The sequence below is a fragment of the Streptomyces sp. x-19 genome (assembly GCF_046549115.1).
GTDB classification, from domain to species: Bacteria; Actinomycetota; Actinomycetes; order Streptomycetales; family Streptomycetaceae; genus Streptomyces; species Streptomyces albulus_C.
The window spans coordinates 493444-506398 of the sequence record NZ_JAJPWK010000004.1 but is presented as its reverse complement, the minus strand read 5'-3'; the positions used below and the strand labels follow the sequence as shown (position 1 = coordinate 506398).

At 71.4% G+C, this 12955-nt stretch carries 14 protein-coding genes and 1 pseudogene; 9 read left to right on the top strand and 6 right to left on the bottom strand.

The features are described from left to right. Positions 1-88: 88 nt before the first annotated feature. Entirely contained in the window at positions 89-1756 is a 1668-nt protein-coding gene (locus ACLJT4_RS14820) for an APC family permease (RefSeq protein ID WP_411122769.1), read from the bottom strand. 494 nt (positions 1757-2250) lie between these two features. Continuing rightward, a complete protein-coding gene (locus tag ACLJT4_RS14815; RefSeq protein ID WP_411122768.1) occupies positions 2251-3351 on the bottom strand; it encodes a hypothetical protein in 1101 nt (366 codons plus the stop codon). A gap of 417 nt (positions 3352-3768) precedes the next feature. Here ACLJT4_RS14815 and crcB (ACLJT4_RS14810) point away from each other — a divergent pair, with 417 nt between their 5' ends. The 4 genes from crcB (ACLJT4_RS14810) to ACLJT4_RS14795 all read left to right on the top strand — a co-directional run bounded on the left by crcB (ACLJT4_RS14810) (position 3769) and on the right by ACLJT4_RS14795 (position 5830). After that, the gene (crcB, locus tag ACLJT4_RS14810) at positions 3769-4260 is read left to right on the top strand and encodes a fluoride efflux transporter CrcB (protein WP_411122767.1); all 492 of its coding nucleotides are present in this window, start codon (positions 3769-3771) and stop codon (positions 4258-4260) included. Next, positions 4257-4607, top strand: a complete 351-nt coding sequence (locus ACLJT4_RS14805; RefSeq protein WP_411122766.1) for a DUF190 domain-containing protein — start codon at positions 4257-4259, stop codon at positions 4605-4607. The genes crcB (ACLJT4_RS14810) and ACLJT4_RS14805 overlap by 4 nt, the downstream gene beginning before the upstream one ends. After that, positions 4604-4978 (top strand): fluoride efflux transporter CrcB, encoded by a 375-nt coding sequence (gene crcB, locus ACLJT4_RS14800; RefSeq protein ID WP_411122765.1) that lies wholly within the window; start codon positions 4604-4606, stop codon positions 4976-4978. Before ACLJT4_RS14805 ends, crcB (ACLJT4_RS14800) begins: the two co-directional genes overlap by 4 nt. 75 nt (positions 4979-5053) lie before the next feature. Then, positions 5054-5830, top strand: a complete 777-nt coding sequence (locus tag ACLJT4_RS14795) for a class I SAM-dependent methyltransferase (protein WP_411122764.1) — start codon at positions 5054-5056, stop codon at positions 5828-5830. Here ACLJT4_RS14795 and ACLJT4_RS14790 read toward each other — a convergent pair. Then, on the bottom strand, positions 5811-6383 hold the full coding sequence (locus tag ACLJT4_RS14790; RefSeq protein WP_411122763.1) for a GNAT family N-acetyltransferase: 573 nt from the start codon (positions 6381-6383) through the stop codon (positions 5811-5813). The two genes, ACLJT4_RS14795 and ACLJT4_RS14790, sit on opposite strands and share 20 nt — an antisense overlap. Before the next feature lie 872 nt (positions 6384-7255). Here ACLJT4_RS14790 and ACLJT4_RS14785 point away from each other — a divergent pair. From ACLJT4_RS14785 to ACLJT4_RS14775, 3 genes are all read left to right on the top strand, one after another. Next, on the top strand, positions 7256-8689 hold the full coding sequence (locus ACLJT4_RS14785) for an AMP-binding protein (RefSeq protein WP_411122816.1): 1434 nt from the start codon (positions 7256-7258) through the stop codon (positions 8687-8689). An 85-nt stretch (positions 8690-8774) separates the two neighbouring features. After that, positions 8775-9398: a molybdopterin-dependent oxidoreductase gene (locus ACLJT4_RS14780; protein WP_411122762.1), complete on the top strand. Its 624-nt coding sequence runs from the start codon at positions 8775-8777 to the stop codon at positions 9396-9398. A gap of 116 nt (positions 9399-9514) precedes the next feature. After that, positions 9515-10207, top strand: a complete 693-nt coding sequence (locus tag ACLJT4_RS14775) for a M24 family metallopeptidase (RefSeq protein ID WP_016576185.1) — start codon at positions 9515-9517, stop codon at positions 10205-10207. A 55-nt stretch (positions 10208-10262) separates the two neighbouring features. Here the strand turns inward: ACLJT4_RS14775 and ACLJT4_RS14770 are convergent, their stop codons facing one another. Continuing rightward, positions 10263-10502, bottom strand: a complete 240-nt coding sequence (locus ACLJT4_RS14770; protein WP_037634704.1) for a hypothetical protein — start codon at positions 10500-10502, stop codon at positions 10263-10265. After that, positions 10499-10810: a hypothetical protein gene (locus ACLJT4_RS14765; protein WP_275466649.1), complete on the bottom strand. Its 312-nt coding sequence runs from the start codon at positions 10808-10810 to the stop codon at positions 10499-10501. The genes ACLJT4_RS14770 and ACLJT4_RS14765 overlap by 4 nt, the downstream gene beginning before the upstream one ends. Before the next feature lie 259 nt (positions 10811-11069). Here ACLJT4_RS14765 and ACLJT4_RS14760 point away from each other — a divergent pair. Both ACLJT4_RS14760 and ACLJT4_RS14755 read left to right on the top strand, forming a co-directional pair. Beyond that, positions 11070-11481: pseudogene (locus tag ACLJT4_RS14760) on the top strand (hypothetical protein); the annotation flags it as partial. Between the two features lie 76 nt (positions 11482-11557). Continuing rightward, positions 11558-12127 (top strand): DUF664 domain-containing protein, encoded by a 570-nt coding sequence (locus ACLJT4_RS14755; protein WP_411122761.1) that lies wholly within the window; start codon positions 11558-11560, stop codon positions 12125-12127. Positions 12128-12213: 86 nt separating this feature from the next. On the opposite strand, the gene ACLJT4_RS14750 is transcribed toward ACLJT4_RS14755, so the two are convergent. Beyond that, positions 12214-12921 carry a maleylpyruvate isomerase family mycothiol-dependent enzyme gene (locus ACLJT4_RS14750; protein ID WP_411122760.1) on the bottom strand — a complete coding sequence of 236 codons (708 nt, stop codon included), beginning with the start codon at positions 12919-12921 and terminating at the stop codon, positions 12214-12216. Positions 12922-12955: the final 34 nt, after the last annotated feature.

Below are 12955 nucleotides of genomic sequence, written 5' to 3'. Positions count from 1 at the left end.
CTACGTCTCCGTGAGACGTGCTCCGGCGGCGGAGCACGCTTCACGGACCGTGTGTGCCGGCTCCGGCGGCCGTTTGAAGGGGTGTGTCTCAGGAGGGCACGGGCTCGTGCTCCGGGGAGCGTTGGCCGGGCATGACGGGGGCTTCCGGATCGGGCTCGTGGGTTGGGGCGGGCGCGGGGTCCGGGTCCGTCAGCCCTTCCCGGTGTGCCTGGACGCCGGCGCGTACCGCCCAGAAGTAGAAGGCCAGGGCGGAGACGCCGACCAGTGCGACGTCCACGCCACCCGGCAGGACGCCGTGGCCGCCGAACTCCGTGCTGCCCAGGGCAGACAGCACCGACAGCCACAGCAGGAACCCGATCATCCACCAGGCGGCGGCGAACTGTCGGGCCAGGTTCCGTTCGCCCCGGCGGCGCAGCACCAGCGCCGCGATCGGCACGGAGACCATCACGAGGAGGGTCACCTTGCCGGTGTTGGGCCACTTCGACCAGTACAGGGCGCACGCGGCGAAGGCGAAGGTGAGCGGGCAGAGCACGGAGGCCGCGGGCAGGCGGAACGGGCGCGGCAGGTCCGGCTTGGTGCGGCGCAGGACGCCCACCGCGATGGGGCCGATCAGGTACGAGACGACCATGGCGGCCGAGATGACGCTGGCCAGGGCCTCCCAGCTGTGGCCGATGGTGAGCAGCAGGAGCACGGAGAAGCCGAGGTTGAGCCACATCGCGGGGCGGGCGGTGCCGTAGCGGGGGTGCACCTCGGCGATCTTCCTGGGGAAGAAGCCGGTCTCGGCGAGGTTCTGCGCCAGGTACGAGGCGGAGGCGACGTTGCCGATGTTGGCGCCGCACGGCGAGATGAAGGCGCCGAACTGGAGCAGGGTGACGACCCAGTGCAGCATCAGGAGCTTGGCCAGGTCGGCGAAGGGGGAGGCGAAGTTGATTCCGTGCCAGCCGCCGGCCTCGGCGAGCTTCTCGGGCGGGACCGAGCCGAGGAACGCGACTTGCAGGGCGAGGTAGATCACCAGGCCGAGGGTGAGTGCGCCGACGAGCGCGAGCGGGATGGCCCGGCCGGCGTTCCGGGCGGCGCCGCCGAGGTTGACGACGGCCTGGAATCCGTTGAAGGCGAAGACGACGCCCGAGGTGGTGACGGCCGTCAGCACGGCGGACCAGCCGTTGGGGGCGAAGCCGCCGTGGGCGGTGAAGTTGTCCGGGTGGAAGCCGGAAGCGATGAGCGCGGCGACGGCCAACACCGGGATGGCGAATTTGACGAGGGTGAGGATCGTGTTCGCCCGGGCCAGCAGGGCGACCGACCAGTAGCAGGCGAACCACAGCGCGAAGGTGAGGAACAGGGCCATCGCCATGCCGGAGGCGGTGAGGCTGCCGTCGGAGACGAGCCCCTGGGCCCAGCCGAAGTTCCAGGAGGACATGTACTGGGTGCCCGCGATGGACTCGATCGGGATCAGGGAGGCGATGGCGATCCACACCGCCCAGCCGCTGACGAAGCCGAGCACCGGCCCGTGGGTGATCGAACCGAACCGGGCCATGGCGCCGGGCAGGGGGTAGGCGGCCCCGACCTCCGCGTATGACATGGCGATCATGCCGATGAAGACGGCCCCGATCACCCAGGCGACCAGGGCCGCGGGGCCTGCGACCTGTGCGGCCTGACCGGCGCCGAAGAGCCAGCCGGAGCCGAAGATGGAGCCCAGTCCGATCATGATCAGAGCGAAGAGGCTGAGGTTCTTGCTGCCGGCCGCGCTCATGTCCATGCCGGGCTACGTCCGTTCTGCCGTGCGAAAAGATCGAGACACACTTTAATTGAACTTTTCGGCATTTCCGCCATGCGTTGAGGGTTCTCGAATTATCGATAATCGATCAAAATGTGGGAGGCGCTTTCGCGCCGCCGGCTCTCCGGTGAGCGGGCGGCCTGCCGCGTGAGACGTCGGCCGGGCGGCGACCGCTTCGGGCGTCATGGGAACTCGTGGGTCAGGTGGCCGGCACGAGGGCGCGGCGTCGGGTGCGGGTGCGCGGGGTCAGCAGGGCACAGGCCGTGAACACCCCGCTGACCATGGAGTTGGACAGCGGCATCGCGTGCGAGGCCAACGCGATGGGAGCGAGTGTGCGGTGCCGGGTGACCCCGCGCCATGCCGAGCGGACTGTACCCACGGGGGGCAAAACGACGCACGAGTGCGGCACGCGGCCGGCGTTGGCGCCGTCACGGCGGTGGCGCGGCCCGCCGTCACGGGACGCGCCACCGACGCCGTCACCCGGCGGAACCGCCGGTGGCGTCCCGGGCGCCGCCCAGACGCAGTGTCACCAGGCCCGCCACCCCCGCCAGGGTGCCGAAGACCAGGGCGGCCGGCACGCCTTCGCCGAGCCCGGAGAACAGCGACAACGGCCCCCAGACGGATGCCGTGCCGCTCATCATCGCCTGGACCATCTGCCGCGCCAACAGCCCCAGCACGGTGGCGCAGATCGTGCCGACGGTCATCGTCAGCAGGGAGATGCGGGTCAGCCTGCGGGGCAACAGTCGCAGCGCCCACCACACCACGACCAGCATCAGCACGTCGCCGGCCCGGTGCAGCAACCACTCGCCGAACGGTGTCCGCCCCGGGGCCGACCAACCACCCAGCAGCAACCACTGGCGCAGCAGGTCACCGGGCTCGGACAGCAGCCCGCTACCAACGAACGACGTCTGGATCCAGGCCGCCACCGCCTCGTACGACAGGACCACCAGGGACAGCGCGATCACCGCGGTCCCCATGCTCGCGGCCAGGCGGGCGGCTCGCGGCGGCACCTCACCCCGGGGCGCCGCGTCCGCGTCCTTGATGGTGATCCGCGCCACGACGACCGTGGCCAGCGAGCTGACCAACGCGGCGAACACCACGGTCGGGCCGCTCGACGCGCTCATGCTCGCCAACTGCGGCAGGAGCCGGAAGCTGCCGCGGCCCGAGGAGGCGATCAGCCACGGCGCGGAGGCGATGCCGGCCAGCGTGCCGGCCACCGGGCCCCAGGCCCACAGCGCGAGCAGCGTGGCCGGTGTGCGGCCCGGCGTCGGCGGAATCCTCCGGACGAGGTGCAGCGCGCCGGCCAGGTAGGCCACGAAGACCGCCACGAACCTGATCTGCATCGCGGTGCGGTGGAGTGTGGCGTACTGGGCGCCGTCGCCCGGTAACAGCGTCGCCGGGGTGTCGTACGCCCACGGGGTGAGCCATCTTCGGAGTTCGTTCATCGACTGGATGTCCAACAGGTTCGTGGTGCCGCGCAGTTCGAGTGCCTGCGCGCTCGCTCCCGCCCACCACAGCAATAACGTCAGCGACAGGGCTCCGACCAGGGCCGGTATCGCTGCGCGTCGATAAGTCATCTGTCTTCCCCCGCCTCGGCGCAGTGGCCGTTGATGGTGCGAACGGACCGCAGCGTACGGGGTGGTGTCCGGGTGCGGCATGTGTGCGTCGACATGCCGGGTCGCCCCAGTCGTCCGTAGGGATCCGCAGACATCCGCAGGCATCCACAGACATGTGCAGGCGTTCGCAGACATCCGCAGACATCCGCAGGCATCAGTAGACGTCTCCAGGCGTTCGTCGTCGGCCGGGAAGGCGGTGCCGGCCGGGTTGGAGCTCCATCGGTCAGCGGCTACGCTGGGATGCCACGGCAGCCTTTTGAGCTGCCGTACGGCGGTGGGGCCCGCCGTACCAGAACCGCAGCACAGTCGCCGCCAACGGTCCCTACTTGCGAACGAGTGCACCCTTTTCCGGGTGCCTGGCGAGTAGGAGACGTGCGCGTGGAACCCCTTCACCCCGGGGCCGTACAGGAGCCCCTCGACCCCGACGTTGGGTTCCTCGACAGCGTGTGCCGGCCGTGGCGCGGGCAGCGCACGGCCCAGTGGCCGGTGCTCGGTGCGATCTCCGTCGGGGGTGCACTGGGCGCTGTCGCCCGGTACGGAGCGTCGCTGGCCTGGCCCGTCGCCGCCGGCGCCTTCCCCTGGACGACCTTGGTCATCAACGTGCTGGGATGCGCGGTGATCGGCACCTTCATGGTCGTGATCACCGACCTGTGGAGCGCACACCGACTGGTGCGACCCTTCTTCGGTACCGGCGTCCTCGGCGGCTTCACCACGTTCTCCACCTACGTGGTGGACGTTCAGCGCCTGGTCGAGCGCGGCCGGGCCGGCATGGCGCTGAGTTACCTGGCGCTGACCGTCCTCTCCGCGTCGGCGGCCGTGTGGGCCGCCGCGGCGGTGACCCGTCGCCTGATCGAACGGAGGACGCGATGACCACGGTGCACGGCCCCGCGCTGCGGCTCACGGTGGTCGTCGGGGAGAACGACGCCTGGCACCACCGGCCGCTGTTCACCGGGATCGTCCACCGGGCCCACGCCGCCGGCCTCGCCGGCGCCAGCGTCTTCCGCGGCGTCGAGGGCTTCGGCGCCTCGTCGATGGTCCACACCATGCGGCTGCCGTCCCTGAGCGAGGAACTGCCGGTGGCGATCGTGATCGTCGACGACGAGGAACCCGTCCGTGCCTTCCTCCCGCAACTCGACGCGCTCATCGACAACGGCCTCGTCATCCTCGACGAGGCCGAAGCCATCCGCACCACCAGCAAGCAGGAGAACCCCGCATGACCTGGGCCCTCGTCGTCATCGGCGCGATGGTCGGCGCACCGCTGCGCTACCTCACCGACCGCAGCGTGCAGCGCCGCCACGACACCGTCTTCCCCTGGGGGACCTTCACCGTCAACGTCGCCGGAAGCCTGGTCCTCGGGCTGCTGACCGGTGCGGTGGCCGCCGGGGCCGCCTCGCCGCATGTGCAACTGCTCGTCGGAACCGGCCTGTGCGGGGCCCTGACCACGTACTCCACGTTCTCCTACGAGACGCTGCGCCTGTCCCAGGACGGGGCGGGATTCCTCGCCGCGGCCAACGTCGTGGGCAGCATCGTGGCCGGCCTCGGCGCGGCCTTCGTGGGGGCAGCCCTGGCCCAAGCCATCTGGGCGTAGTCCGGACCGCGCCGGAACCGGGGCGGGATCTGAGCAACGACCGTGGCCTGCCGGGCTGTTGGATAGCCTGACGTCATGCCTGAGGCTTCAGAGGTGGCGCGCTTCTACGATCAGCTCGCGGCCGACTACCACCGCGTCTATGCCGATTGGGACGCCAGCATGGCACGGCAGGGGCGGGCCCTGGACGCCGTCATCCAAGCGGAGCTCGAAATGCGGGGCGGCGCCTCGGTGCTGGACTGCTCGTGCGGCATCGGTACTCAGGCGATCGGGCTGGGTCTGTGCGGTCACCGGGTGACCGGCACGGACATCAGCGCGTCGGCCGTCAGCCGCGCGGTCCGCGAAGCGGCTCAGCGCGGTGTCCCGCTGCCGGCCGCGGCCGCGGACATGCGCCGTCTGCCCTTTCCCGACGGCGGGTTCGACGTGGTGGTGAGCGCCGACAACTCCCTGCCCCACTTGCTCACCGCGCACGACGTGCGCACGGCCCTGACGGAAATGCGACGGGTGCTGCGCGGCGGGGGGCTGTTGGTGGTCAGCACGCGCCCCTACGACGAGATCCGGCGGGCGCGGCCCGCGACGACCCCGCCGCAACTCGCCACGTCGCCGCACGGCAGGAGCGTCTCGTTCCAGCTGTGGGACTGGCATCCGGACGGTGAGCGCTACGACCTGGAGCACTTCCAACTCGTCCCGGACGGAGGGGACTGGAGCGTGCGCGTGCGACGGACCACCTACTGGGCCCTCACCCAGGGGCAGTTGACGCGCCTCGCGGTCGAGGCGGGGTTCACCGAGGTGACGTGGCGGACCCCCGAGCGCAGCGGGTTCTTCCAGCCCGTCCTCACCGCGCGCGTCGACTGAACCGCTCCCAGGCGGCCCGGGTGACCTCGTACTCGACCTCACCGTGTTCGGACCCTGCGATCGCCTCCGGCCAGTCGCCGGTGAAGCTCCGTAGGATCACCAGCCCTGCCTTTTCCCTCACCCGTCGGGAACGGACGTTGACCGCCATGGTGTTCGCGGTGATCCGTTCGACGCCGAGGTCGGTGAACCCCTTGCTGATCAGTGCCCGGGATCCCTCCGTGGCGTACCCCTTGCCCCAGGCGGCCCGGTTCAGCCGGTAGCCGAGTTCGACCACGGCCGCATCGTGCTCGTCCAGGGGACGGAACTCGAACCAACCGAGGAACTCGCCGCTGGCCCGCTCCTCGGCGGCCCAGTAGCCGGGGGTGCCGAGGCAGGGGTGGTGGTGGCGAAGCCGTGGCAGGGTCCGTGCCTGGATCGTTTCGTGGCTGGCCGGCTTGCCGCCGTTGATGAACCGCATGACTTCGGGGTCGTCGTCCAGGGCGAAGAGGCACTCGGCGTCGGCGTCGGTGAACGGCCGCAGTGCGAGCCGTTCGGTTTCCAGGAAGAAGGGCATGCCGTGACCCTCACCGTCGCAGGCCGGGCCCGCCACCGGATATCGCGGCGGAGGGGACCGCCACCATGCCTGCCACACGTTCTCCAGCGCCGTGCGCTCCGACGCGGGCCAGGTGCGCCAGCCGGCGGCGATGAACTGCGAGGCGACCGCATCGGACAGGAGCTGGTCGTCTTCGCGAGCGACGGCCCGGCCCGTCCAGGCACCGCACCCGGTGCCTGGCCGGGAGTGGGTGTCTGGGCTGAAGTCCGACGCGTGCGATGGGTGCGCCGGAGCGGTGACTGGCGTCAATCCCGTTGGGAAACGCCGTGATTCAGACATCGTGTGGCTGGTGAGGTGATCATTCCGCGCCAGTGTGGCTGGCCCCGCCATTGAGGGTTGTGTCGGCCGCCGAGGACGACGGAAAGGATGAGGCCACTCGTGCGAGCAGGATATTGATTATGGCCGCGCATCAGCGCACAGTCTCTTAGGACCAAACGTCGATGCTGTGTCTGCGGGACGACGCAGTTCGTCTACGACTGATGCCGTGGAACGACCTCCAGCGTCGAGGGGGATGGTCCGCCAGAGCGCGGAGGGCTCCGTCCCGCTGCGCCCTCCGCCGCCCCGGTGGCGGATCCAACTGCTCCTCGCCACGGCCTCGTTGAACAGCGCCTGCACCACCTCGCGGCCCTGTCCCGGGCATGAAGCGTGAGGTGGCCCGGAACCGGACGTCGCGCACCTTCGACTTTGGCTCGTAGGGGGATTCCGAGAACGCCCGCACGGTTCAGCCTTCCCCTCGCCGGCCGACCCCCTGGAGCAGTGGCCGTACGACGTGACGGGCGCCCCCGCTCACCTACGCCGAACTCGATGCGCAGCGTGCGCGATTAGCGGACCGTCTGCGGGCCCGCGGGGTCGGCCCGGAGACGGTCGTCGCGGGCTCGCTGACCGATCGGGCCGACGGCTTGGTGGCGCTGCTCGCCGTCCTGAGCGCGGGTGGTGTCTACTTGCCGCTAGACACCGCGGCGCCCGCCGAACACCGCCGGGACGTCTTGACGGACAGCGGCGCCCGGGTGGAACTGCGCGACGGTCCGCAGCCCGGCGCCGAGCCCCCGCTGACGGGACGGGTCGATCCTCCGAGGGCCGGGGTCGAGCCCACGGACGCCGACACCGCGTACCTCCTGTACACGTCGGGCACCACGGGGCGCCCCAAAGGCGTGTGCGTCACCCGTGGGGCTCTGGCCGCGCACGTGGACGACATGGCCGAGCGGCTGGAACTGGTGCCGGAGGACCGCGTCCTGTGGTTCGCCGCCCCGCACGTCGACGTCGCGTGGGAACAGGCGCTGACGCCCCTGCGGGTGGGTGCCACCGTGGTGACCCGCGGGCCCGGCGTGCCGACCTTCGGGGAACTGGCCGACCTCGTCGAGCGCCACGTGGTGACCGTCGCCAACCTGCCGGGCGGGTACTGGAACGCGTGGGCCCTCGCCCTGACGGAGCAGCAGCGCACCCAGTGCCGCGCGCTGCGGTTGATGATCTCGGGCAGTGAACGCATGTCCGCCCGTGCGGCCGTCAACTGGCAGCGGATCCTCCCCGACGTGCCGCTGCTCAACGCCTGCGGGCCGACCGAAGCCGTCATCACCTCGACCCTCTTCCGGGTGCCCGCCGGCCTGGCCGCGCGGGACGAGATCCCCATCGGGACGGTCTGTGGAAGCCGACAAGGCCGAGTGCTGGGTGCGGAGTTGTCGCCAGTGGCCCGCGGGCAGGTCGGTGAGCTGCACATCGGTGGCGGGCCACTGGCCCGGGAGTACCTGGGGCGTCCGTCGATGACGGCCGCGCGCTTCGTGCCCGATCCGTACGCGGACTCCCGCGGTGCCGTGATGTACCGCACCGGTGACCTGGTCCGGGAGAACGCGGACGGGGACCTGGAATTCGTCGGTCGGGTCGACGACCAGGTGAAGGCCAGGGGGTTCCGGGTGGAGCCGGCGGAGGTGCGACTCGCGCACGGACACCGAACTCGCCGGGCGGCGCGTGCGCGCGGGGGAGTGCGTGGTGGTCTGGACGGCCGCCGCCAACCGCGACGAGACGGAGTTCGAGGAGCCCGACCGACTCCGGCTCGACCGCACTCCGAGCCGACACCTGGCCCTCGGCTGGGGCCCCACTACTGCATCGGCGCCCCGCTGGCCCGGGTGGAGCTGGCCGCGCTCTTCGGTGTGCTGTCCGAGGCGGCCGAACGGGTCGAGGTACTGCGGCCGCCGGTCCCCAACCGCTCCCTCATCAACTTCGGGCTCGACTCCCTCGACGTGCGGCTGCACCCCCGCGCGGGGCGCGGCTGACGCGCCCGTGCCCGGCAGGGGGCTGCCCGCCGGCACACCCGGGCAGCCCCCTGCCGGGTCTCAGATGCGGCGGTGAACTACGCTCATGCCTTGCATCTGTGGCCATCGGCAAGGGGGTCTCGTGGGTGAAGGCATGCTTCCGCCGGGGCAGCGTCTGGTGAAGGGCTGGCCCGTCTCGCACTACGGGCCCGTTCCCCGCTTCCGCCCGGAACGGTGGACCCTCCGCGTCTTCGGCGCCACCGCGAGCGGGCAGCCGCACGCCTGGACCTTCGGCGAGGTCGTCGCCCTGCCGGGGGTGACGATCGTGGCGGACCTGCACTGCGCGTCCGGCACCAGCACCATCGGCCACGAGTTCTACGGGGTGCCGGCCGCCGCGCTGCTGGACCTCGCCCCGCCCGCCCCGGACGTCACGCACGTCATGGCCTGGGCCGAGTACGGCTACAGCGCCAACCTCCGCCTGTCCGACGTCACCGCGGACACCACCGTGATGGCCACCCACCACGACGGGGAGCCGCTCACCGCCGAACACGGCGCGCCCCTGCGCCTGGTCGTCCCGCACCTCTACGGCTACAAGGGACCGAAGTGGCTGCGCGGCATCGAGTACATGACCCGGGACCGGCGCGGCTTCTGGGAGGAACGCGGCTACCACAACACCGCCGACCCCTGGACCGGGAAGCGCCACTCCTACGAAGAGGACGACGCCCCCTAGCGGCACGGCCCCGAACTCCCGCGCCCGACAAGCACCGACGGGCACATCCGAATCACCAGCCAACTACCGGTACGAAAGCGCCACTTGACGGGCGCCGATGACGAGGAGGGATCGGCATGACGGACACCGAAGAGGCACGGATCGCGGGTCTGGTCGCCGCGCAGGAGAAGGCCATCGCGCTGTTCGCCGAGGTGGAGGCGCGCGGGATCGTGGCGCCCGGACGCGGGGAGCGGGAGGTCAGCGACCACGTCCGCGACCTGGCGAACGAGATGTTCGGCACCACCAAGCACTGGCACAAGCGGATCATCCGCTCCGGCCCCAACACGCTGGCGCCCTACCGCGACAACCCACCGGACCGCGTCATCGGCGAGGAAGACGTCGCCTTCGCCGACTTCGGTCCGATCTTCGAGGAGTACGAAGCCGACTTCGGCCGCACCTACGTCTTCGGTCAGGACCCCGACAAGCACCGCCTCCTGACCGACCTGCCCCGCATCTTCGACGCCGGCCGCGCCGCCTTCCAGGCCGACGACACCATGACCGGCGCCCGCCTGTACCGGACCGTCGAGGAACTGGCCGCCGAGGCCGGATGGGAGATCGGCATCTGGCACACCGGCCACCTGGTCGGCGAGTTCCCCCACGAGACCAACGACGGCGCCAAGTCCGAGTCCTACATCACCCCGGACAACACCTCACCGTTGCGCCGCACCGACCGGGCCGGACGGGCCTGCCACTGGATCCTCGAACTCCACTTCGTCGACCGCGCACGGCAGTTCGGCGGCTTCTACGAGCAACTCCTGGACCTGGCCTGACGGCGGCGCGCGGGCGGCGCGGACCAGCCCGTCAGCCCGTCGCCACGCCGGTCCCTCAGCCCGCGTAGGTGAGTTGGACGAGCGTGATCTCGGTGTCGCCGATGAGGATGACGCCGGCGACGTGGCTGCGGGCGATGGTCCGCATCACCCCGTCGTCGGTCCCGTAGGGCTCGGAGTACGAGGGCGGGTCGACCAGCGCGTCCAGTAGGAGCACCGAAAGGTCCTGACGTGCCTCGTCCGGGAGGGACTTGTAGGTGGCGTGGAGGGCGGGGTCGAGGTGGAGCCGGTAGGTCACGCGGCGCCCCACCCGTGCGCACCGCTCTCGCCGGCGGCGGAACGCAACTCCTCGGCGCTCACGTCGATCAGCCCCGCACGGTAGGTGGAGGGGAGGTTCCCGGCCCCGCAGAACGACGTGCGCAGGTGCTCGACCCGCTCGCGGTCGGCTTCGAAGGTCTCGATGAACTTCACCCAACGGTTCAGGACGGCCGGTAGCTCGCGGACGTCGGTGAAGCCGATCTCCCGCATGAACGTCGCCCGCAACTCGGAGTGCGGCAGGGCGTGGGAGATGCCGTCGACCGTCCACGACCGACCGGAACTGCTCATCGGATCCTCCACCTGACCTGCGGGCGCGGAGGAATGCATCCGCGCCGTCCGCCCCACCACGGTAGCAATCCTCCCGCGTGGGCGGCGACGCCTTCGCCGCGGATCGTCGATGACCTCGGCATTACCTCTCCGGTAATCGATCCGGTGCGCCGTGGCCGGCAGGCTTGCCGTCGCAGGTGCGTGACCCAGTTCAGACGACGAGGGCCACCACAACCGCGCATTCCGGCCACAGACGGATAGTTCACCAAGGAGTGATGTCATGACCTCGGTCAAGCTCGCCGCGACGCAGGGCGCCCCCACGACGACCGGTCCCGCCACCTGGCTGCGCCGCTTCCTGGCGCTCGACGCGGTCGTCACCGGGGCCAACGGGTTGGCCTACCTCCTCGCCCCCCGGTCCGGTGGGCCGCCTGATCGGTGTGGATCCGGGCCTGCTGGCCGGGCTCGGAGCGTTCCTGACGGCGTACGGGGTGGCGGTGGGAGTGCTCTCGGTGTGGGCGCGGCAACCCGCCCTCGCCGTGCGGCTGGTGGTGCTGGTCAACGTGGTCTGGGCCGTGTCGAGCCTCGTCGCGCCGGCCCTCTGGTTCGACGCCAGCACCGCGGGCACGGTGTGGATTCCGTTGCAGGGCGTCGTGGTGGGCGGCTTCGCCGCGCTCCAGTACGGCGCGTTCCGCCGGTGTGCGGCCTGCCGGTGCCGACGCCGCCTCGGCACGAGAACTCGGTGGCCAACCCGGGCCGCCCCGGGCCACCATGCCGTGCATGACCGACCAACCCGCACGATGGACCCAGGCGGCCGTGTACCCGGACATGTGGGCCGACCCCGACGACGATCCCCGCGACAACGGCGGCCCCGTCCCGGACGGCGAACTCGCCACCCTCCAGGACTTCCTGACGAACTATCGGATGACCCTTCGGATGAAGTGCGAGGGCCTGGACCCGGAGCAACTGGCCCGGCGTTCGGTCCCGCCGTCGACGCTGTCGCTGCTCGGCCTGGTCCGCCACCTCGCCGAGGTGGAACGGGACTGGCGCGGTTGGCTCGGCGAGGGCGACCCGCTGCCGAAGCTGTACGGCGTGCGCGACGGGGACTTCGACGGGGCCGTCGGCGAACCGGGCGTGGTCGACGCCGCCTACGTCGACCTGGAGCGCGAGCAGGCCGCGACCGACGCGGCGCTGGCCGCGCACCCGGACCTGGGCGAGCGGGTGGGGAAGGACAAGTTCGCGATCCGCGAGCTGCTGGTCCACCGGATCGAGGAGTACGCCCGGCACTGCGGCCAGGCCGACCTGCTGCGCGAATGCATCGACGGCCGGGTGGGCCAGTGACGGGCGCCCGGGCGCATCCCCTCTCCCCCTGTCACCGGCAGCCACGCCGGCGGGGCGGCGCCCGCCGGTGACGTCGACGGCGGCGGTCAGATCCAGTACGGCGCCCGGGGGACCGGGCCGGGCTCGGACGACGACAGGCCGGCGCCGGTGGTGCGGCCGGTCAGCCAGCCGAGGAGCTCGACCTGAGGGCCCGTCACGGTCGGTCCGCCGACGCCCAGTTCCAGGGCCAGGTCACTGTCGGACGCCGCGATCCGCAGGGGCGCGATGCCGGTGCGTCGCCGCTGTGCCGCGAAGAGGTCGTCGATGATCCAGCGGGCGGCCTCCGGCGGCACGTCGGCGAAGGCGTAGCCGGCGGCCAAGTCGACGTGGTGCACTTCGAGTTCGCGCAGTCGGGTGGGCAGGAGGGCGGCCGGTGTGCGCAGTTCACCGGTGCGCATGCGGACCTCGTAGCCCCAGGCCGCGTCGGGCAGGACCCGTACGGCGTGGTCGAAGCGCTCGGCGCTCGCCAGGAGGTCGGCGACCAGTTCGCGGACCGGGCGCCGGGCGCCGGCCTCGATCTCCGCGGCCCGGGCGTCCATGCTCGCGTACTGCGGGGTCTCCACTCCGGTACGGGCCCAGGTGAGCAGCCGGCAGAGGCTGTCGGTGGCACGCGCCACATGGGTGATCACATGGCCGCGGGTCCACGGCGGCACCAGCGTCGTGCCACCGACGTCCGCGTCGGCGAGTGCCGCGACGGTCTCCACGAAGCGGTCCGTGGCCGCCGAAATAGGACCCATCGCCTCGGCCTCGTGCATCTCGCCCCTCACTTCCGCCGCCGGTCGAACGGGT